The organism is Paenibacillus xerothermodurans (assembly GCF_002220865.2).
Taxonomy (GTDB): Bacteria; Bacillota; Bacilli; order Paenibacillales; family NBRC-103111; genus Paenibacillus_S; species Paenibacillus_S xerothermodurans.
This window is the reverse complement of record NZ_NHRJ02000010.1, coordinates 85561-107505: the sequence shown is the minus strand read 5'-3', so window position 1 is coordinate 107505 and position 21945 is coordinate 85561. Positions and strand designations below refer to the sequence as shown.

General features: G+C 45.7%; 20 protein-coding genes. 16 read left to right on the top strand and 4 right to left on the bottom strand.

What is annotated here, in order from left to right; genetic code table 11:
• Window positions 1–507: 507 nt before the first annotated feature.
• The 14 genes from CBW46_RS15475 (at window position 508) to CBW46_RS15410 (ending at window position 17906) form a co-directional block, all read left to right on the top strand.
• Window positions 508–1800 carry a nucleotide sugar dehydrogenase gene (locus CBW46_RS15475; protein ID WP_243633338.1) on the top strand — a complete coding sequence of 431 codons (1293 nt, stop codon included), beginning with the start codon at window positions 508–510 and terminating at the stop codon, window positions 1798–1800.
• A gap of 136 nt (window positions 1801–1936) precedes the next feature.
• Complete coding sequence (locus tag CBW46_RS15470) at window positions 1937–2449, top strand: class I SAM-dependent methyltransferase (protein ID WP_165842340.1); 513 nt, start codon at window positions 1937–1939, stop codon at window positions 2447–2449.
• Window positions 2450–2464: 15 nt separating this feature from the next.
• Window positions 2465–3124, top strand: a complete 660-nt coding sequence (locus tag CBW46_RS15465) for a class I SAM-dependent methyltransferase (RefSeq protein ID WP_089200898.1) — start codon at window positions 2465–2467, stop codon at window positions 3122–3124.
• A 20-nt stretch (window positions 3125–3144) separates the two neighbouring features.
• A complete protein-coding gene (locus CBW46_RS15460; protein ID WP_165842339.1) occupies window positions 3145–3801 on the top strand; it encodes a methyltransferase domain-containing protein in 657 nt (218 codons plus the stop codon).
• Between the two features lie 43 nt (window positions 3802–3844).
• On the top strand, window positions 3845–5566 hold the full coding sequence (locus CBW46_RS15455; RefSeq protein ID WP_089200896.1) for a glycosyltransferase family protein: 1722 nt from the start codon (window positions 3845–3847) through the stop codon (window positions 5564–5566).
• A gap of 33 nt (window positions 5567–5599) precedes the next feature.
• Window positions 5600–7543 (top strand): glycosyltransferase family 4 protein, encoded by a 1944-nt coding sequence (locus CBW46_RS15450; protein WP_165842338.1) that lies wholly within the window; start codon window positions 5600–5602, stop codon window positions 7541–7543.
• Complete coding sequence (locus CBW46_RS15445) at window positions 7506–9374, top strand: heparinase II/III domain-containing protein (RefSeq protein ID WP_133254000.1); 1869 nt, start codon at window positions 7506–7508, stop codon at window positions 9372–9374. The genes CBW46_RS15450 and CBW46_RS15445 overlap by 38 nt, the downstream gene beginning before the upstream one ends.
• Before the next feature lie 14 nt (window positions 9375–9388).
• Complete coding sequence (locus CBW46_RS15440; RefSeq protein ID WP_089200893.1) at window positions 9389–11482, top strand: hypothetical protein; 2094 nt, start codon at window positions 9389–9391, stop codon at window positions 11480–11482.
• Window positions 11483–11731: 249 nt separating this feature from the next.
• The gene (locus CBW46_RS15435) at window positions 11732–12748 is read left to right on the top strand and encodes a LacI family DNA-binding transcriptional regulator (protein ID WP_089200892.1); all 1017 of its coding nucleotides are present in this window, start codon (window positions 11732–11734) and stop codon (window positions 12746–12748) included.
• Window positions 12749–12916: 168 nt separating this feature from the next.
• Window positions 12917–14227 carry an ABC transporter substrate-binding protein gene (locus CBW46_RS15430; RefSeq protein WP_089200891.1) on the top strand — a complete coding sequence of 437 codons (1311 nt, stop codon included), beginning with the start codon at window positions 12917–12919 and terminating at the stop codon, window positions 14225–14227.
• Between the two features lie 20 nt (window positions 14228–14247).
• On the top strand, window positions 14248–15183 hold the full coding sequence (locus CBW46_RS15425) for a carbohydrate ABC transporter permease (RefSeq protein WP_243633337.1): 936 nt from the start codon (window positions 14248–14250) through the stop codon (window positions 15181–15183).
• Window positions 15180–16001 (top strand): carbohydrate ABC transporter permease, encoded by an 822-nt coding sequence (locus tag CBW46_RS15420; RefSeq protein ID WP_341538194.1) that lies wholly within the window; start codon window positions 15180–15182, stop codon window positions 15999–16001. Before CBW46_RS15425 ends, CBW46_RS15420 begins: the two co-directional genes overlap by 4 nt.
• A gap of 40 nt (window positions 16002–16041) precedes the next feature.
• Window positions 16042–16806, top strand: a complete 765-nt coding sequence (locus tag CBW46_RS15415; RefSeq protein WP_089200889.1) for a sugar phosphate isomerase/epimerase family protein — start codon at window positions 16042–16044, stop codon at window positions 16804–16806.
• 56 nt (window positions 16807–16862) lie between these two features.
• A complete protein-coding gene (locus CBW46_RS15410; protein ID WP_089200888.1) occupies window positions 16863–17906 on the top strand; it encodes a Gfo/Idh/MocA family protein in 1044 nt (347 codons plus the stop codon).
• A gap of 561 nt (window positions 17907–18467) precedes the next feature.
• On the opposite strand, the gene CBW46_RS15405 is transcribed toward CBW46_RS15410, so the two are convergent.
• The 3 genes from CBW46_RS15405 to CBW46_RS15395 are packed head-to-tail and all read right to left on the bottom strand — an operon-like array spanning window position 18468 to window position 20182.
• Window positions 18468–19271, bottom strand: a complete 804-nt coding sequence (locus CBW46_RS15405; protein ID WP_089200887.1) for an amidase family protein — start codon at window positions 19269–19271, stop codon at window positions 18468–18470.
• Complete coding sequence (locus CBW46_RS22095; RefSeq protein ID WP_089200886.1) at window positions 19268–19591, bottom strand: amidase family protein; 324 nt, start codon at window positions 19589–19591, stop codon at window positions 19268–19270. Before CBW46_RS22095 ends, CBW46_RS15405 begins: the two co-directional genes overlap by 4 nt.
• A gap of 9 nt (window positions 19592–19600) precedes the next feature.
• Entirely contained in the window at window positions 19601–20182 is a 582-nt protein-coding gene (locus tag CBW46_RS15395; RefSeq protein ID WP_089200885.1) for an S-layer homology domain-containing protein, read from the bottom strand.
• 481 nt (window positions 20183–20663) lie between these two features.
• Between CBW46_RS15395 and CBW46_RS15390 the strand changes: the two genes are divergently transcribed.
• Window positions 20664–21377 (top strand): hypothetical protein, encoded by a 714-nt coding sequence (locus tag CBW46_RS15390; protein WP_089200884.1) that lies wholly within the window; start codon window positions 20664–20666, stop codon window positions 21375–21377.
• An 87-nt stretch (window positions 21378–21464) separates the two neighbouring features.
• On the opposite strand, the gene CBW46_RS15385 is transcribed toward CBW46_RS15390, so the two are convergent.
• On the bottom strand, window positions 21465–21611 hold the full coding sequence (locus CBW46_RS15385; protein WP_089200883.1) for an IS3 family transposase: 147 nt from the start codon (window positions 21609–21611) through the stop codon (window positions 21465–21467).
• A 39-nt stretch (window positions 21612–21650) separates the two neighbouring features.
• On the opposite strand from CBW46_RS15385, the gene CBW46_RS21400 reads away from it, so the two are divergent.
• Window positions 21651–21830, top strand: coding sequence for a hypothetical protein (locus tag CBW46_RS21400; RefSeq protein WP_165842337.1), 180 nt, complete (start codon window positions 21651–21653; stop codon window positions 21828–21830).
• Window positions 21831–21945: the final 115 nt, after the last annotated feature.

Sequence of the window (21945 nt, the reverse complement as noted above, 5' to 3'; positions counted from 1 at the left end):
CGCGATCTCGTTCAAGGTGCTCTCCTCACGCAATACTTCTAACACGATCATGGCCTTCTGTTCCGGGTTGTAGGTTTTCCGTTTGTTTGTCATAGTTTTATTTTATCTTATTTTTTCAGTTCTGTGTCCAACCCTATGGGGACATTATAAAATACCGGAGCGATTCTGGAGATTGTATTGTTTGTACAACGCTCTAATTATGCTGCCAACAATATCATGGACTTTAAAAGTTGTTCCGCACCAACTGGAATCTATGATTGATCGCATTCGAATTGTGCTGGAAGATCATAAGAACTTTGAAAAAGTCATCCCAAGCTGGTATAACGCTTAACAAGCGCTACAAATTGTAGAGGGCCTGCTCAAGACAGCAGGTCCTCTTTTTTGTTGAATGACTTAATCGTAAACGCCCTAATTTTAGAAAATATTTGTTACTTGTACATATAAGCCCTAGCGTAATTATCTAAATCTTCATAATGTAAGACATGCGATTTGTGAACGGAGGTGATTATGTTGAAAGTGTGTGTTGTCGGTTTAGGTTATATCGGCCTTCCAACAGCTATCATTTTCGCTAAGCATGGTGTTCAGGTTCATGGAGTCGATGTTAATTCAACTGTGGTAGAAGCATTGAATAACGGTGAATTGCACCTCGAAGAACCTGGATTAAAGGAAGCTTTACATGAAGCCTTAACATGCGGCAGATTGTCTTTTTCTACCGAGCCTACCCTTGCGGATGCGTTTATTATCAGTGTTCAAACTCCTGCACTGGCCGATCATACAGCTGACTTATCCTTCGTAAAGGCAGCTGCTGCTTCCATCGTTCCTTACTTAATGCGGGGGAGTCTCGTCATCGTTGAATCGACAGTGCCACCCAAAACTGTAGAAGAAGTGGTTATACCTATTTTACTTCAGTCGAAGCTCGACATTGGCAATGAATTATATGTGGCTCATTCTCCGGAGCGTGTGATACCCGGAAATATATTGGTTGAAATGGTCACTAACACCCGGATTGTCGGAGGGATTAATGATAGGTCGACAGAGAAAGCGATAGAACTGTATCGCAGCTTCGTGAGGGCTAACATTATCGGCACCGATATCAGAACAGCAGAAATGGTGAAATTAATGGAGAACACGTATCGGGATATCAATATAGCCTATGCCAACGAATTGGCACGCATAGCAGAGAGGATCGGCTTTGATATATGGGAAGCCATATCGTTGGCAAACACACATCCAAGAGTCCATATCCAGCAACCCGGCCCTGGGGTAGGGGGACATTGTATTGCCGTCGACCCATGGTTCATTGTGAGCAGTGCCCCTGAGCAGGCACGATTAATCGCAATGGCCAGAACAATTAACGCTGAGACACCTATGCACATCGCTCACAGGATAGAGGGCATTGTAGGCGAACAGGAGAAACCGGTTGTTACGGCATTCGGTCTTGCTTATAAAGGAAATATCGATGATACAAGGGAAAGCCCCTCACTCTCCGTGATCAAAATATTAAAAGACAAAGGATTTATAATAAACATTTATGATCCACACGTAGAAGGAGACTTCCAGAATAAATTTAACTGCCCCTACGATGCTGCCTTCGGATCCGATTGTATCGTTATTCTTACGGATCACGAGGTGTTTAAGGATATGAACTACTCAAAAATAAAAGATCAGATGAGAATTCCTAATTTATTTGATACACGCAATATTCTGGATGCAGCCGCAATGCGAGAGCTTGGCTATAGATGTTTCGGCTTTGGCCCCGCGTGGCAAATTGAAAAGGGGGAAAGAAGCCGTGGCCTGTAATTTGTGTACTGATACTATTCAAGCTGACATGTTTAACTGGAATCTGCATCCAGCAAGCAAAATATTCGAGAATTGCCCTGTTTGTGAATCTCGGCCCCGGTATAGAACGCTAGACGTCATCTTTGCAAAGAAGGTCGTGCCCTCATTAGTTAATCCAAAGGATCAACTAAGCGCTTTGGTCATGTCGGGTACGGCCTGGGAGCAAAGCATACTCAAAAAGACATTTATAAATATCGTTAATTCTTGTTTGTATGGCGATTACGGGGAAGGCAGAATACATGCGGATCTCCGTGATTTAAAGCCATTCGACGACCAAACTTTCGACTATGTTCATGCTAGTGGCGTGCTCGATTTTATTCTCGAGATCGATAAGGTATTGACTAGTGTTTATCGGGTGTTGAAGCCTAACGGTCAATTTCTGTTTCACATATTATCCCATCGATTACGCGATGACGATAGCCCTCCGACCGTCGAGGGGACTAAAAGAGAAACGTATTACCCGGAAGGGGTTGTATTGCCAAGTATTATGTACGGCAAGAAAGATATCTTACGAAGGATGAACCAACACCGATTCAGCTCGGAGATGGTGGAGATGATCGACCCCTTCTCCGGTGAGCACTGCACTTGGTTTTGGGGCCAAAAAATTTGAGGAGATGTTGTAACTATGCCGTGTAACGTTTGTAATGAAATGTATCACACAATGTTACTGGAAGGAAAAATCAAACAAATTCCGATCGCTGAAAAATTTGAGAACTGCCCGGATTGCGAAGCAAGAACGCGATTCAAAACGTTTCGCCTGATTTATGACCAGCAAGTGGCTCCGAGAGCGAATAATAAAGGAAATCTTCGAGCCTTGGTTATTTCGGGGACTGCCTGGGAGCAGTCGATCATTTCTCAGAATTTCAGTTCATTCATATCATCTGCTTTGTATGGCAATTACGGTGAAGGTACCGTAAAGTCAGACATGCGAAATTTAAAGGAATTTGCTAATGAACATTTTGATTACGTGCATGCATGCAATGTGCTTGATTATATCCCTGAATTAAACGAGGTATTGTCTAGTGTATACAGGGTGTTAAAGCCTGGCGGGATGTTCTTGTTTCATATTGCCGAATTCCGGCTTACGAACACGGACGCACGTCCTATCATAAAAGGGACTAAAAGAGAACCCTATTATCCAGAAGGGATAAGTTTACCCAATGTCCTCTTTGGCAAGCATGGTGTTGTTGAATGTATGAGGAAAAATCACTATGACGCGAAAATGTATGAAGTGAATGATATATTCAGCGGCGAAATCTGCACATGGTTTCTAGGTATCAAGTAAACGGAAGGAGAAGCGAACTTATGGCGTGCAACGTGTGTGATAACAACCTTCACTTGTTGTGGTTAAATGGAAAGATTCGACATGTTAAACCGAAAAACGAGAAATGTCCTTCATGCACAGCTGATCCCCGCTTCAAAACCTTTCGTATTATTTTCGATCAGAAGGTTATTCCGGGTGTAGTGCTGCCGAGCGGTGAATTAAAAGCCTTAGTCATTTCAGGTACCCAGTGGGAACAGGATATCATTAGAAAGCGTTATGGAACTCTAGTGTCCGCGGCGCTGTATGGGCGCTACGGTGATAATACAGTGAAAACGGATCTTCGGGATTTAAAGGAATTCCAGGATGAAGAGTTTGATTTTGTTGAAGCCTGCGGTGTGATTGATTTTATAGTTGAGGTGGATAAAGTATTCGGAGCGGTAAAGCGGGCGCTTAAGCCGGGCGGGCAATTTCTTTTCCATATTCTCGATCATCGGTTAACTGATAGCAGCAAGCCGCCTGCGGTAACAGGTACGAAGGTAGAACCGTATTTTCCCAAGGGAATCGAGCTGCCAAGTGTACAATTTGGTAGACAGTATTTATATAATGCCTTAGGTAAGGCAGGGTTTAGAGCGGCTCAGTTTGAAGTGCGAGATATATTTAGTGGTGAAACCTGCACTTGGTATTTAGGGAGAAAATAGCGCAAACGGATCGTATACTAGTGAATGATCTGGAGGTGCTTACGTGAAAAAGGTGAAAACAGCTCCAGGGGGAACCATCCGAAAAAAAGTGAATCGTTTGCAAACGTATACGCTTGAGAAATGCAACCGGCCGGACATTGTTGTGGCATGTATATTAGATATGTTCAGCTACGAATGCTTTCGGTTCGAATGCAACTTGGTGCAGCTTCACGCAGAAACATGGTATGAACAAATACAAAACATTTGTCCCCATTTTTTATTCGTTGAATCCGCATGGAGAGGTTTGGATGAGAGTTGGAGAGGCGAAATCGCAGGCTCCGAATGCAAGACAGACGCCACAATTGGCAAACTAGTGAGCTATTGCAAGGAAAGCGGGATACCAACTGTCTTCTGGAACAAGGAGGATCCTCCCAATTTTCAACATTTTATAGAAACAGCCAAATTATTCGATATCATTTTTACAACTGATTTGAACAGTGTTGACCGGTATAAGCAAATAACCGGGAACGATCGGGTCTTACCGCTTCCTTTCGGGGCGCAACCGGCTATCCATAACCCTGTTGGTATCAGGTGGAAGGAAAGAGAGAACGTAGCTTTTGCAGGATCGTATTATCAACATCGTTATCCTGAGCGCAAAACAGATATGGCTATTCTTTTTAAACCTGCATTAAAATACAATCTCCACATTTATAATCGAAAGAAATTCCCATTTCCCAAAAGCTACAAGAATCACGTCGTGGCAAGACTTGATTACAAGGATATGGTTAAGGCATACAGATGCTACAGGGTGTTTTTGAACGTGAATTCGGTAAAAGATAGTCCAACGATGTTTGCAAGGAGAGTATTCGAATTGCTGGCATCCGGCACGATCGTAATTAGTACGTTTTCCGAAGGAATCCAAAAGATGTTTAAGGACATTGTGATGATCGCTAAAACGCAGGAAAAAGCGAAGAAATATCTAAAGCGTTTCATTAAGCGCTCCGACCTAGGCGAAAAATTAAGCCTTCTCGGTATCCGTAAAGTTCATTCAAAGCATCTCTGCGAGCATCGATTCGCCTCAATACTACAAACTTTAAATATCCCTCTACATGCAAAGCCGGGGGTGACCGTGATCAGCCTAGTAAACAGTCCGGAAAAGTTGAACCGGCTGTTGAAAAATTATCGGCGTCAGGCATGGAAGGAGAAAGAGCTTATCATCTTATCTGAATGTGTTGAACTTTGCGACGAGTGGAAGGAGGTATGTGCGAGGGCCACAGACATTTCAATCGTTCAGGTGCCTCCCGGCACGTCTGTGGGAAAAGCTGTCAGTTTGGCGCTTGAGCAGTCGCGTTACGATTACATCTCCCTGTTTCATTCATTTTACTACTACGGGCCTCACTTTATCACCGATTTAATGAACGCATTTCGTTATACAGACGCGCACATCGTGGGGAAAAGCAGTTACTTTCAATTCATCAAAAACCGGAGTTTACTTTTACTTCACCATGAATCTTATCAAAATACTTATGGTGAGCCCATTTCCGCACATGCGTGGATCCTTAAAAAGGAGATTTTATCTCGGGTTCCGTTACCCAACAACCTTAAAGGTGCGTTTCCTGAATTTTTGAATGCATGTTCGCAAGCAGGCATGCGCATGTATTCCACAGATAAATTTAATTTTGTAAAGATTAGTCCGAATTGGAATGGGTATCAAGCAGCGATTAAGCGAGGCAGTGCTACTCTTATTGCTCAGACCTCAAAATATAGAAAAATCGTCACTGTTTGATACTCTTCTCCTGGCGTAAGGGGCTGGATGTTAATGGGGAGTGAAGTACAATCTCAATTCGTGCAGACGTTACAACGAATGATGGACGTCATTCAACACGATTCCTCTGAAGCGGAAATAAAAAAAATGATAAAGTCATTGAAGTCAATAGAACGCATGGTAAAAGAAAATGGGTATCAGCCACAAGTGATTCAGCAGATTTTTGTGACCACACACCCCCTGAATAAACGAAGGAAAAAGAAAGTATGGTCTCGTCTTCTGGAATTCCTTATCCATGACCCCGTTCCATTGCCGGTGGATGAAAAGCTCATAAAGGCAATAACGACTGTTATGGATGGGAATGTTACATGGGATACGATACGGGTTCGCTGGTATTCAGAACAAAATAAGTTGCAGGAGCTGTACGCCGTCCTAGATAAATATCCAGTTCGGCAAAGGGTTGGGCTTCTGCAGTATCTGGCTAAACAAAGTTTTAAACAAAATGATCTGAAGAATTCTTTACTGTATGCTGAGGAGGCTTATTCGATTCATCCAACAAACCCAACCATATTAAGAAGACTCATCAGTCTTCACCATCGTATGGGAAACATAAGCCAACGGTTGAATTTCATCGAACAATTAAGCTCTAAAAGTAACAAATTGCTGCCTAACGAGTATCAAATGGCAATGGATGAATACAAGCTTACGCAAGAAAAATGGGTGTGGACTCATGCGCCTCACAGTGTGCCGAGGGGGAATGTTATTTTACACGCATTAAACAAATCCTATCCGGAAATTAACGGGTATTCCGTGCGCAGCGCTGAGATTGTGAACCATCAACAAGAGGCGGGGCTTCATCCGGTCATTGTTACAAAATTAGGCTGGTCGCCGGTAGAATCAATGGAATTCAACACGTGTGAGACTATTGGGAATGTGGATTATTATCGCCTATTGGATGATAGAGGGTCGCAATTAAATAAAGTACCGCTTATTTCATACTTCTCGTCTTATGCCAAACAGTTTGCAGATTTCCTGCTTCGGGTTCAACCGAGAGTGGTTCATGCCGCATCCAATTTTCAGAATGCTCTAGCACCTATTATGGTTGCACAACGTATGGGTATACCCACTGTCTACGAAGTAAGAGGGATGTGGCATGATACACAAAGTTCAAAGACGCCCGGCTTTGAGGGATCGGAACGTTACAGGATGCATGAGGACTATGAGATATATACCTGCAACATGGCTGACCAGGTGGTGACCATCAGTGAAGCGTTGAGAACCCACCTGATCAACAAGGGGGTAAATCCCCTAAAAATCGAAGTGATACCTAACGGGGTTGATGTCGAGAAATTTAACCCTGTCTCGCCAAACCTATACCTTAAAAACAAGTATGGATTAGACGGAAATCTAGTAATCGGGTTCATCGGTTCTCTTGAAGTCTACGAAGGAATTGAGTTTATTTTACATGCCATTCATCAACTAATTCATGCTCCTAGCGGGAAACAATATAAGATTAAGATGTTGATTGTGGGGGAAGGCCCTGCACTAGCCGAGTTAAGAAGACTTACCTCGAGTTTGGGTCTGACACACAGTGTTCATTTTGTCGGTAAAGTTCCGAGAAGTGAAGTTGTACAATACTATTCCGTGATAGACGTATTTCCGTTCCCACGTAGAAAATTCAAGGTTTGCGAGCTAGTCACTCCGTTGAAGCCGTATGAAGCGATGGCTATGGCCAAAATCGTATTGGTAAGCGATATTCCGGCACTTAGGGAAATAATCATTGATAAACAAACGGGCATTGTGTTTGAAGCAGAGAATGTACAGTCTTTAGTTGAAGCTATACGAACCGGAATGGATCATCCTCATATTCGATGGCAGGCGAGGGAATGGATTGTGCACAACAGGGATTGGAAGAAATTGGTGAAAAGGTATAACGATATATACGATAGGGGGTGCGTCTGTGAAGCAGGAGGAAATCAAGATGCTCCGAAACCGTAAACCCATCAAAATATTCGGTGTAAAAGATACCAATTACTCAGAGAAAAAACTTCTGAATATCTGTAATGAACTGCTGAACGATAATTATTATATAGCGGAAAGATACCCTGTCTACCAAAGCGCGCATACAGGGGTCAGTCTCTGGACCTGCGATCCATATAAGGAGAGGAGTTGGAGATTTTGGCTGCACACGCTAATCGTGATCGAATACTTGGTTCATGGTTTCGAACTCTTTGGCCATACAAAGTTCATTCATAAGTCACTCGCCATTGTTACGGATTGGAAAACGCATAATCTGCCTACGGCTGATTCCGAGATGGCTTGGCATGATCATTCCACGGCGTTAAGGCTGATTGTGATCTGCAGATTATTTGAGGCTTGGCGTACCGTTTCTTGGGATCCGACAGTAGCGATGCAGTTTGCTGAAATTGCTGAATTTCATTGCATGAAGCTAAGCGATTCCGGGTTTTATCGTCAAAAACATAACCATGGGTTGGATCAAGATATTGCTTTATATGTAGCCGCTACAGTTTTTTCTCACTTGGAGCATGCCTCTGCATGGCGTGCTTTAGCTTTGACAAGGGCACAACAGCAATTGAAGCATTTGTTCGCAGCAGATGGCAGCTATCTGGAGCATTCGCCCGGGTATAGTGTGATCTTTCTCAACCGGTTGTATCATTTTATGCGCTTCCTCCAGCAGCAAGGTGACCCTCATTATGAAATGCTGCAAAAAATTATTTCTCGAAAGATTAGGTTTATTGCGCATATCCTGCAACCAAACGGTCAAATACCACCGATAGGTGACAGTATGATGACCGAACTTGATGTAGGACCTTGGCTAGACTTGGATGATAAGAATGTCTCCGAGTTAAAGTACGTACTTAGCAATGGAGTGAATGGAAGCAAGCCATCAGCGTTGGACGCACTGTTTAGCGGGGGCGGATACGCGGCGCTCAGGAATAAATGGAAATTTGACGACAATACTGTACAGCTCGTTTTTTACAGCGGCTTCCATTCGCGAGTGCATAAACATCATGATGATTTATCTTTTACGCTGTTTGGCCATGGTCAGCCGTTGTTGACGGATGCAGGTCGTTATAATTACAACTATGACAGCCCTGAGCGCAAGTATGTAGTGTCTGCAAGAGGACACAACACCGTGATGGTAGATGGGACGGACACTCTGACAACTCGGCTCAACATTGGCAATTCGGGTCTGGCTCATTACTATTTCGGCAAGCCATTTAGCTTCGTATCAGGATTACACTGCCTTTATCGTGACGTGATTCATCAGAGGGCGATTCTATACTACAAACCATGGAATATATTGGTATTTGATAGGCTTTATTCTAATCGGATGCATCAATATGAGCAATTGTTTACTTTTTTCCCCGGTGTAGAGTGTACATTCAGCGATGGCAGCATTCTTGCTATGACCAGCAAAAACAAACAGATGATCATTCGATCTTTACTAAACGATAGTCGCGAACCTAACCTTGTTAAAGGACAGAAGAATCCATTGAAAGGTTGGTGCTCTGTCCGCCACGGAACATTAGAGCCTGCATGGACATTAGCATATACCGCAGAGGGACAGCAAGTGAATTTTGCGACACACATTAGTCTGCAGCCATTGACTCAGCCGATCTCGGCGTTTCAATGGACGCATGAATCGATAAACTTTGTAATCGATGGATTCAAAATCAATTTACGACTAGAGCCACAGGGTGCCGTTTTGGGGATGAATGGGAATCGGATAAAGTTAGAGATGATTAAACAGCCAATTCTAGAGAAAACGATCAATGATCTGCGCCGACGACTAAATTTAGGGTAATTGGAGGTTCACAGATGTCTACTAACAGTTCTCCCATCCAAACTAAATGGTACACAGCTTTACTCGATGCATCAGGTCGCCTTCGTATTTTGGACAAAGCGGGGAAGGTTATCCTATCTTCAACTCAATACGCTGCCACATATGGGGAAGTATATTGTGTGCTCTATCCATTGCGCGAAGGAGACCAGAGTATCCTGCTAGATCATACAGATCATTTACATGTTGGTGATGTTATTCAAATTAGGAACGAATTCAGGAGGGGCTTCATGAACCGCCCTCTGATTCATGAGGCAATCATCACAGATATTGGGCAAAACAACAAGGTATATTTCAAGCCAAGTGTTCCTAATTCATTTTGTGAGAAGCAGAGTGTTTCCAAGAAGCTAAGCCTGCATATTCGTAAGGTAACCGGAACCGTTGAAGGTTTCTCCTCATGCTATGTTCGGCATATGATGGAAAAGGATGAGGCTATCGAGGTAGAAATGGTGGGAACCACACCGTATGCGAAAATCATATTTCACTATACATTCTCTCGCAAGTGCCCTGAGATTGAGATGCATATTACAACCCGCTACAAGGATAATGTGAAGGTATTTAATGAATCGTTGCTCTATAACTTTGCAGTAGCTCCCAGCGCAGTGTACAGAAAAAATCGGAAGCTGGATAGTCTGCAGCTGCAGAAAGAATATTGGCTCGACAAGCAAGGCTGTAAGTTCGGTAAGGATCGTCGTTCCGCTCTCATATACCACACGCCCGGCGTATCCTCCCTTCAGCTAAAGACTCGAGAAAGGCAGTTAATCATTCACCTGGACGATATGCATGACCATCGACACCGTCGAGATGTCCTAGGTATTACCTACGAGGGGCAGTCTGTGAAAGTTTTTCAAGAGTGCAATGCAGCACGATATAATAAGGGAGACCAAAGAACAAATCACATTGCGTTCATTGCAGGCTTCTCACCTGAAATTGTACCAAGAATTATGTTGAATCCGAACGGATATCTGGCAGGCTTGCTTTGGACCGAACACGCGGATAGGTCTACCATGGCTTCCACTAGGGCGGTTTACTTAGGGAGTGAGGATATCGAGTTACCTGAGGATGCTTCGGGAGGATTCGTTAAATATAAAATTCCTGTGACCAAAAGCGTTTTTTATTCCAATCCTAAGGATCGTTTATACAATGATTTGTTGCCGTCCAACACACTACAAAATCTCCCCAGCTTGGTTGCAATCAAAGAAAACAAACCATTTCGTCTTCTCTTGCAGCAGCTTTACCGCCTAAATTATGAGCTTTGCTTACATGGTATTGTGCCAACCTCGGATGACGAGGATAGACGGTTAGCTGAAGAGGCTATGCTGTTCATGAAAGCAAACTTCGATACCGTAAGTTGGATTGATCATGGTCGAAACCAGTGCAATATATCTTCCGATGGTTTGCTGCAGGGTGCATATCAATATGTAGGAGATCTTTGGGAGCAGTTGGGAACAAAGTATTTCTGGCAGTATAGTTCCGAGGATATTTCTCACGTGCAAGGCGGCAACATCGACCTGCTTCAACTAAAAAGGGGGGATACGCTCCGCACCCCGCTATATTGGCAGCACCCTACGTATACCGGACGTTTCTATACTTGGGCTGCCATCGCTACCAAAAAACTTGAGCTTTATTCAGAAAAAAACTTGTCGGATCTTGTATCCAACTGGGGTATATGTATTAATCACGTATATCCCCCAGAGGTTATGGACAACAGTTATTATATTTGCCGGGACAAAGACGGGGTGCTTAGGGCTAAACCCGAATTTAACGATTTGCTTGAACGGATAGCGGCACTGCGGGATAGCGGTCAATTAAATATCTGCACGGTTCGACAGCTTATGGACTATTGGACCCTCATCGAAAATATACGGTTTGAATACCGTTTAGATGGAAAAATTGTTGTCCATAACCGCAACGCAACTGCCATTAGGGGTCTGGCGTTAGCGATTTCCCCCGCTGATTTTGTCATTCATGTAGACGGAAAAAAGGTTAATCAAAAAATAATTGATAACAATACTATAATCTGGTTTGATATAGAGCCTGCATCAAAGGTAGCGATAACGAAACATAATTAGTACAACTCCTGGTGCTAGCAGTCTACCACAAGGCACGCCATCACCAACATAACATAACCGGACTACGATACGATGCCGTATAAAGCGGCATTTTTTGTTGTCCTAGGAATCACACTTTGGATTGACAGCTGGATGCCCATGCATTATACTGGAAAATGTAAGCGGATACAAATATGTAATGGATTACATGTAATCTGCGGAGATGCTTTGTAATGGATTACATTGCACTCATGGAAGGGGGTGTACTTGATGCGTCAGGTTACGATGGGTGATGTCGCCAAAAAGTGCAAATTATCCGTTGCAACCGTATCACGAGTGTATACTGATCCGGAGAAGGTGTCCCCCAAAAATCGTGAAAAGGTCTACAAGGCTATCCAAGAGCTCAATTACCAGCCGAATGCGCTCGCGAGAAATCTTAGAAAGCTGCAAACCAACAGTATACTCGTCATCATTCCCAATATTATGAACACGTTCTTCTCGTATATTTTGTGTGCGATACAGAAGGTAGCTTTTAATAGCGGTTATAAAGTGCTGTTAGGTGATACGGATTCATCGCCCGAAATGGAAGCAAAATATTTATATTATTTACAGCAGAAATTAGTGGATGGTGTCATCTTATTGTATCCTCGCTCGAATCCTGAAGAAATTCAGAAAATAGCAGGTGAGTATCCGGTTGTCATCGTCGGGCAGCAGGCTCCGGAGAGCAGCATCCCTTTCGTGATAAACAGTAATTTTTTAAGCTCACAAACTGCCACCGAGCATATGATCAAGCTTGGCCATCGCAGAATTGCGCATTTTTCCGGCCGATTAAGCCAGCCTGTGAGCCGAGAGCGGCAAAAAGGTTTCGTGTTCGCAATGGAAGCCAATGGATTAGATGTCGATAAATCGTTAGTGTGTGAAGGCGATTTTTATTTCGATTCCGGACATGCGTTAGCGTTAAAGCTGTTGTCTTCCGCACAACCGCCCTCCGCGTTGGTTGCTGCCAGCGATGAAATGGCTATCGGAGCTATTAAGGCCGCCAGAAAATTAGGGGTCCGCGTACCGGAGGACTTTGCAATAATAGGCTTCGATGATATTAAAATGGCCTCTATCTGTGAGCCCGCACTCACAACCATGGCCCAGCCAAAAGAGGAACTAGCCAGACTGTCCACCGAGATGCTGCTCAGCTATATCAAAGGAGAGCCGCCTCATCAGAATTGCGTTGTGCTGAATGATCAGCTCATCATCCGGGAGAGCTGCGGCTGGGCTTTGCTAAATAATGATTGAAATGTAATCGATTACGAATGCATTATTCACATCGTGTATTGCCCCAGACTGGCTTTTGCAGTGTAATTGTAATCGATTACAGCAGGGAGGTGGTCCAGCACAGCAAAGGCGTACTACAGCAAAGTCGGCGTTGTTCTCTGCTCTAATAAAATTGAAGGGGATGTATCCATGAAAAAGGCCATCGTTGCATCGAGCATCGCGACACTGTTACTTTCAGCTTGCAGTTCAGCCGCACCCGCAGACCAAAAGGGTAGTGCGTCGGGAACGCCTGCGCAGAAAACCGCGGATGCAGGAAGCGGACAAAAGAAAACATTAGAGTTTTGGTACATAGATCCAGGTGAGAAGGAAAAGGTATTTTTGGAAGCAGTCGAAAGATTCAAGAAGAAGCATCCGGATGTCGAAGTGAAAACGCTCCAAACACCAAACGACACTTACAAACAAAAGTTTTCAGTGGCCATGTCGGGCGGAAATCCGCCGGATGTGTTCCATTCGTGGGGCGGCGGCTGGCTGAAAGAGTTTGTGAATCAAGACAACGTACTGGACATTACCGGTAAATTTGATGCCGCGGCCTTTAGCCAGCAGGCGTTAGATAACTCCACCTTTGATGGCAAGGTTTACGGTTTGCCTCTAGGATTGTCCATTGCGGAAATGTGGTACAACAAAGACATTTTCGCGAAATATAATCTACAGCCTCCTACCACCTGGGATGAGTTTCTGAAAGTGATTGACACGTTAAAGCAGAATAAGGTAATTCCAATTGCGTTAGCTAACCAGCCCAAATGGCCCGGAGCTTACTATTTGATGTATCTGGCTGACCGGGCGGAGGGGCCGGAGATGTTCAACAGTGCTTTTCAACGGACGGGCCGTGGTTTTGATGATCCAGGTTATGTGAAAGCCGGAGAGTACATCCAAGAATTAGCCAAACGTGAGGCGTTTAATAAAGGATTCAACGGGATCGCTTATGATGCAGGGCAGGGACGCCAGCTGCTCTACACCGAGCAGGCGGCCATGATGCTGATGTCCAATGCTCTTGTCAATAACGTGCGCAGCGAAGCGCCTAGTTTCGAGAAAAAGCTGGATTTCTTCCCATTCCCTACGCTGCCTGGAGGCAAGGGTGATCCAGGGAACCTGCAGGCTACCACGGCGCCGGTATGGTCGGTGTCGAAGAAATCCAAAAACCCCGAATTGGCTATTGAATTAGTCAAAGAATTGACTGCTGTAGAGACGGCACAAGCTTATGCCGATCGCACCGCATCACCGGTAGCGATAAAAGGAGTCACTTACCAAGACGCGTATGCAAACAGAATGGCTGAAGCGGTAAATAACGCGAAAGCCTTGTTCTGGCCGTACGACCAAACGCTTCCCGCCGAATTAGCAGAGCTGCACAAAGATACGACGCAGGCTTTGTTCGGTTTATCTATAACCCCGGAAGAGGCGGCGAAAAAAATGGAAGAAAAGGCGAAGCAGGTCCTGAAGTAAGCAGAAAGGGTGATGCTATTGTGCGGAAAAACATAAGTGTATCTTCACCTGTTGTCACTCCTTCCAGATTGAGGAAGAAAAGACAGTTCGACAAAGCGCTGACCATTGCCTTATTTATATCACCTGCGCTGCTGGTTTATCTCGTGTACATTATCTATCCGATTCTCGGCACGCTTCAGTACAGCTTGTTCGAATGGACGGGCGGACCCGACAAGACGTTCATCGGTCTGCAGAACTATTCACAGCTGTTTGCCGACACCGTTTTTTGGCAAGGTCTTTTGAACAACGTCAAGGTGATACTCACCTCGGTGTTTCTGCAAATTCCGTTAGGTTTAGTGATGGCATTAATCTTGTTTGCGCCGATTCGGGGCAAGCGTTTTTTCCAGACGATCTATTTCATGCCCTTTTTAATGTCGACAGTGGCGATAGGCATGCTCTGGGTATTCATGTTTGATCCGCTGAATGGTGCGGTGAACCGCTTAATTAATCTGTTCGGCTTTGAGAATGTGGCTTGGCTGAGTGAAGAGAAGACGGCTATGGCCGCAATCATAATCGTCATTGTGTGGCAGTACGCCCCTTTCTACATGATTTTGTTCAAAGCGGCGATGGTAGGCATTTCGGAAGATCTCTACGAGGCAGCGAGCATCGACGGTGCCAGCTCACTGCAAAAGTTTGCCAACATTACATTTCCGCTGCTGATGCCCACAATTGTGACTTCGTCCACGCTCGCGATCGTCGGGTCGCTGAAAGCGTTCGATATCTTTTATATCATGACCGGCGGCGGGCCGAATAACAAAACCGAGCTGCTCGGCACGTATATGTACAAGCAGGCATTCGTACATTTTAATATGGGCTATGGAAGTGCGATTGCGTTTATGATGTTTCTGTTCGCCTTTTTGGCAGCCGGCATCATCCAAGCGCTGGAAGCTAGACGGAAGAGAAAGGGGGCCATATGATGACGGCTGCGTTGAAACAAGTTCCGTTGTATGTGCTCGCCCTTGTCTTATTAGTGTTCACCGGATATCCCTTCTTATATATGGTAGCGACTTCTTTCAAGACCCAGGAACAGTTTTTTATGGATCCGTTTTCTTTAATCGGTTCCATTCAATTCAGCAACTACGCGTTGGCGTTTGAAAAAGGTCTGGCGGGCTATTTCTTCAACAGCATTACCGTGACTGTGATAGCGGTTGGCTTCACCGTTTTAATTTCCGCCTTGGCGAGCTACCCGCTGAGCCGCATGAAGTTCCGGTTGAATAAAACGCTGTTTCTTTTGTTCGTATCCGGCATGATGCTGCCGATTCATTCGACGTTGATTCCGATCTTTATCTTGACCAAAAATATGGGTTTGATAGATTCCGTGCCGGCCTTGTTCGGTCCATACGTCGCCTTTAGCTTGCCGATATCGATCTTTATATTGACTCAGTTCACGTCGGAGCTTCCGCGAGAAGTGGAAGAAGCGGCGGAAATCGATGGCTGCAGTCACCGGCACATTTTTTGGAACATTATACTGCCCATGCTCACTCCCGCGCTGGCTACTATCGTTATTTATAACTTCATTCATATTTGGACTGAATTCATCTTCGCGTTAGTTTTGCTGTCAAGTCCTGAAAATATGACATTGCCGCTGGGTATGCAAAAATTTTACGGGGAGCTCACGATCAATGTTCCCGCCCTGATGGCCGCTCTGACGTTAGCTAGTTTGCCAATACTTCTTGTGTATTTCTTGGCCCAAGAGAAAATTGTGACAGGCTTGACCGGCGGTGCCGTGAAGTAGGATTCGAGTATCACAAACAACCAAATGGGAGGCGCTTTATATGAGAAAAATGGGTATCGGCTTACAGATGTACACCGTGCGCGATGAGACTGCTAAAGATTTCCGTGGTGTGCTGCGGAAGGTCGCTGAGCTTGGCTATGAAGGGGTCGAATTCGCGGGTTACGGTGACGTGCCGGCGGAGGAAATGAGCAGCCTGTTGAAGGAGCTCAACCTGCAGGCCATAGGCAGCCATGTGGGGTATAACCTCCTGCGAGACAACCTTGATGCTGAGATTGAGTATTTGAAGCAAATCGGTGCGAAGTATATCGTATGTCCGTTCATTGCCCAAGAAGATCGCAAGGATTGGCGGCAGCATTTCGAATTTTTTACAATGGTGGCCGAGAAAGCGCGTCAGCATGGGCTGCATTTTGCCTATCATAATCACGCATTTGAATTCGAGGAACGAGTAGGAGACCAGTTTGTGTTCGATGCGTTGTATGATGCGCTCTCTCCTGATCTGGCGAAGGTTGAGATGGATCTCGGGTGGGTACAATTTGCCGGGCAGGATCCGCTTGCTTACATTGACAAATACCGTGGTCGTCTCCCGCTGCTGCATTTGAAAGATTTCCGGGCTGCAGAGGATGGCACCATTGATACACTTGAGCTCGGCCATGGCATCATGCAACTGCCTGAAGTGATTCAAGCGGCATCCGACGCTGATGTGGAATGGCTTATCGTGGAGCAGGACAAGTGCGCAAGACCTTCGCTTGAAAGCATCAGCATAAGTATTCAGTGGCTGCAGGAAAATTACTTAACACGTATTTAACGTACTGTGATCTAGGAGATCGCTCTTCCAGACTACGATAAGGGGATATAGATACCATGAAAAAAATCAGAGTTGCCGTCATTGGCTGCGGTGCGATTGCCCAAAGAAGACATATACCGGAATACGCTCAAAATCCGCACGTCGAATTGGTCGCTTTTTGTGATCCGGTTATCGAACGTGCATTGGAATACGCCGAGGAATTCTCCGCGGAAGCTTATGCCGACTACGAACAAATGCTAAGCGAAGTACGCCCGGATGCGGTTAGCGTATGTACGCCGAACTATCTGCACGCGGCAGCTGCCATCGCCTCGGCCAACGCCGGAGCTCATGTGCTGGTAGAAAAGCCGATCGCCACCACAGCGGAAGAGGCACAGGCAATGGTTGCAGCCGCTCGCAGCAACGTCGTTTACTTGATGGTCGGCCATAACCAGAGATTGATGCCACCCCATGTGAAGGCGAAAGAAATTTTGCAATCCGGCAAGCTCGGCAAGGTGCTGACCTTCCGTACCTCATTCGGTCATCCGGGACCGGAAGCATGGAGCGTAGACGCAGAGAACAGCTGGTTTTTCCGCAAGGATGAGGCTATCATGGGCGCAATGGGGGATCTCGGCGTACATAAAGCTGATTTGATTCGGTTTTTCCTGGACGATGAAGTGGCTGACGTCGCGGCGTTCGTAGAAACACTGCATAAAGAAAACACAGCGGTAGATGATAACGCAACTTGCCTGCTTCGCATGCAAGGCGGAGCTATCGGGACGATGGTCGCAAGCTGGACGTACTACAAAGGCGAAGACAACAGCACGGTGCTTTGGTGTGAGAACGGTGTGATGAAAATCGGCACACATCCGCAGGACCAGGTGATTGTAGAGCTGCGGGACGGAACTATCGAAAGATATCAGGTGGGCGCCATCGCCACCAATGAGAAGCAGACGAATAGCGGCGTGATTGACGCTTTTGTCAACAGCCTTGTCACGCAAACGCCTCCACTGATTTCGGGGGAGGAAGGTATGAAATCTCTCGAAGTCATCCTGGCAGCGTTCGAGTCAAACGCGACAGGTAACATCGTGAAGCTGAACAGCGCACAGCCGATTTTAACGTAAAACGACTAGGAGAGTAAATGTGATTTTTAACGGATGGAGCTGCCTGCGGGCGGCTCCTGTTTGCGTCGTCTGGGGCTTCAAGCCGGGCAAGGTCCGATGAGATGCCTATTAAGGTGACGTCTGCAGACGAGGGACGAGCTCTTCTATATTTTGGGCTGATAGGCGGCCACACCAATCCGCTGTGCAGAGTTTTTGTGCTGCTGCTCCGGGTGACAGGTATTCAGCAGTTCCAATGGACGTATTTTCAGATTCTAACAGTCATTGGGCGAAAAAGACATTGCGACGTCCAAGGCGTTGAAATACATTCAGTCTTTCTCCACGCTCTCAAGAACACCGTGCGTACGACACGGTGTTCTTATTATGAGAAAGAAAAGTAAGTTCATGTGGGATTGAGACAAACGTGAGACGTGCTTAGCATAGTCCAGTTGAGCAGAGTCCCCCGATTGAACATTTCACTTCAATTTCGGTGTGGTAGGCGGTGCCTGGCGATGGGAGGTCGCTTGCTGGAACGAGTACGCCAATGTGATTAGGGTTGACTCACTGTTCGGTCGACCTAAAAATTCAATGCCAACCGGTACGCCAATCGGCGCTCGCGGTGGGCGCGGAGAAGCCGCCTTGAAATGTAATGGCGGGAAACCCGGTCAATGCTCCCACGATGCCATTGCGGTCCACTTGGGCTTCTCCCACTGGAACCACCAGCCGTTTTTGATGTGGATACAGCAGCACGTCCACATCATGTTCATCCATGACTTGCAAAATTTGCTTTTTCAACGTTTCCAGCTTCTTGAGTCGTGCCAAGTAATCCTGCCGCGTCAATGGATTTTCCACCGCTTGTGCGCCTTGCAACGCTGACTCGACGGAGGCGTGAAAACTGTCCTTCGCGAGGAATTCTTCCAATGTTTTCACAGGGGTGCGATAGGTTGAAAAATAACGATTCAACTCCTCTTTAATTTCATACTTTTGCACATCCAGATCGGCGATCAGCTTGTCGGTGTCCAGACCGGGGATGTTGATCGGGACAAGAGTAGCACCTAAATTTTTCATCTCTTCCATAGCCGCGTGCGTTGCGGTATTTACTTCCTCGTGAATTTGCTGCGTACCAAAAAGGTTTTGCAGCACACCGATTCGTGCTCCCTTCAGCCCGTTTTCTACCAACGCATCCGAATAGGCCGCACCAGGCTTAGTTTTGTCGGAACCAGCCATAACATCAAGCATGATGGCGGCATCTTCCACTGTTCTAGCTATCGGCCCTACGGCGTCTTGGGTGAAGGAGACGGGAAGAATGCCGTCTAAGCTGATCAGGCCTTTAGTTGGACGAATTCCGACCAAGTTGTTAGCAGAGGAAGGGGAGCGTATGGAATTCACCGTATCACTACCCGTCCCCGCTCAGCGAAGTTCGCAGTGATGGATGCGCCAGTTCCGCCACTGGAACCGCCTGGCGTTCTTGTCAAGTCATAAGGGTTGACGGTTTGCCCTCCGAGCGAACTTACGGTCATTCCGGTTATCGCGAGCTCATGCATGTTGGCTTTGCCCAAGATGACTGCACCTGCCGCACGAAGCTTTGCAACGACCTCTGCATCTTGCTCCGGTATAAACCCGTCAAGAGCGACGGCTCCCGCCGTGGTGGGCATATCTTTGGTGTTATAGTTGTCCTTCAAAATGATCGGAGCCGTGAAGCGGACCACGCGGACCTTTCACCTTTCTTTCCTCATTGAGCTGGGCGGCTGGGCGGCTTCTTTTAGAGCATTCGGGTTAATTGCCAGCATGGCGTTAATTTTCGGGCCTTGATCGTCATAAGTTTCAATTCGCTTGAGGTACTGCTGAACAAGCTTTTCCGAACTGGTCTTTCCGGTCTGCATCGCTGCCTGAAGCTCGGGAAGCGTGGCGTCCATCAAAATAAACGGCAGTCTATTGTATACGCGAAGGGCTATGGATGCGGCATCGCCTACTGTGACTTTGTCACCGAATCCAAACGTGACCGCCGTCTTGGCCCGTAGGATGCCTTCACTAACAACGGCTCCAATCATGCCCGCGAATAAGCCGGTGTCCGCCACGTCGGAGAACATCTCCGCTTGGTCTGAGAGATGCAGCGCACGGCTCGCTATTGCTGCGGCTTCCTCTTTGGTAATTGTTCTGTCCGGCATGAGCAGTCCACCGGGATATCCATCAATCATGCCAGCTGCGAAGGCTTTGGCAATGCTCGCTATATAAGGAGAGTTGACGCTTAAATCTTCGAACGGTACATTATGTACTTGCGGAAATGCTGTGCCGGACATTTCTAATGCCCTGATGATTAGGTTAATGAATTGCCCTCTGGTGATGCTCGCACCGGCATTCTCGTATAGCCAGGAGAGCAGGAGCGGTCTTTGTGATGTGTGATGTGCGGGATGATCGTTTTTGAATTGACATGATGTGCACTCCTCCAGTGAAATATTTGTGTAATATAATATAACATATAATGTCCAATTACCGTTATTATAGTTGAAATCAACATGTTGTCAATCTGATTTTGAACAATTTCATATTTTATGCTAAGAAATATGACATTGTGAGGCGATATCTTCAATGCACGAACGCAAACATTCTGCTTCACAACAGGAGCCGCGCTAAATGCACTAGAGCCTCGTCCGTTTCATTTAAATACCGTGCATAAACGGATATTCAGCAAAACAGATCAAATTCCGTTATGGTATAATGTGGATAAAAGAGTGTACAGAGCCTATCCATATAGAGTACGTTAATGAAGGGGAATCCGAGTTGAAGACACAAGTCTTTTTGCACGAGAATATCAGAGTGAAAAATCAGAAATTGATTGAAATTTACGTCTCGACCTATTACGACAAAATCTCAGCGGTGTATGCAAACATAGAAGAAGAAGCGAACGAAAAGGCTGAAAACCGATACGCTGAACTGGGTAGTTATTTTAATCCAGAGTATGATGATCCAAGTGACTTCGCGGAGCTAGCCTGGGAGGCGGGGATTGAACATCTGCAAATGATGGCGCTAATGCGTTACAACACGAAGTTGATGACGATTTCCACCTTGTATCAATTCTGGGAGCAGCAGATCAGAAAGTTTCTCTATGAAGAATTAACCAGACATCCGAATATCAATCCGTTGAAGGGGCAATTGTTCAAAGATTTTTGTGCGAGGGGATTTGGCGACATTCGACAGGTATTCGAAAAATGTGGTGTGGATATAAAAGGATTCGATGCATACGCTAAGTTGAATGAGTTGCGTTTATTAGCCAACTTGATCAAGCATGGGCCCGGCGATTCGGAGGACCAACTGCGGAAATTGAGACCAGATTTTTTTCAGGATGACGCATCTGACATTGATAGGATGGTTTTCTATCGCACCACATTAAATGAAATAGTGTTAGAGATCGATGATGAAGAGCTAGGCATATACGGCGAGTCTTTGATTGAGTTCTGGGAGGACATTCCGCAAGAAATGATTTATTCATCCTGAATTAAGGTGCAATTTTTAACCCATTTGTAGGCTGCTGGGATTGAACTGCACCCCCGTCAAGTACACAGAACAAATAATGAAAATCAGTTAGGCGGCCTTGGTCCTAAATTCCATTGGGCTAAGGCCGTTGAATTTTGCCTGTAATCGCTCGTTATTGTAAAAATAGATGTAGGCGCCAATGTCCTTTTTTAGTTGCTCAAACGTGCTGTATGTTGCAAATAATACTTCTCGCATTTCAGCGTCCCCCAGAAGGCCTCCATGGGTCCGTTATCAATGCACCTACCAACACGGGACATGCTGGCGGTTATACGTACCAAAAGAAATATGAAAATCGCAGAAGAAAGAGCGAAGATATCCGTGGGCGATCCCACCATGGGACTCGTGTCTGAAACGGAGCTCAAAATGGGAGCGGATTACACGAAAAAAATTGCAGATATGAAGACACAGTTATAATCGGTAAAATAACTATGGAGGATTGGGATAAGTATGTAGACCAGCTCAAAAAAGATGCCAATTACCAAAAAATCATCCAGGAAATGAATGCGGAGTACCAGAAACGTTTATCACA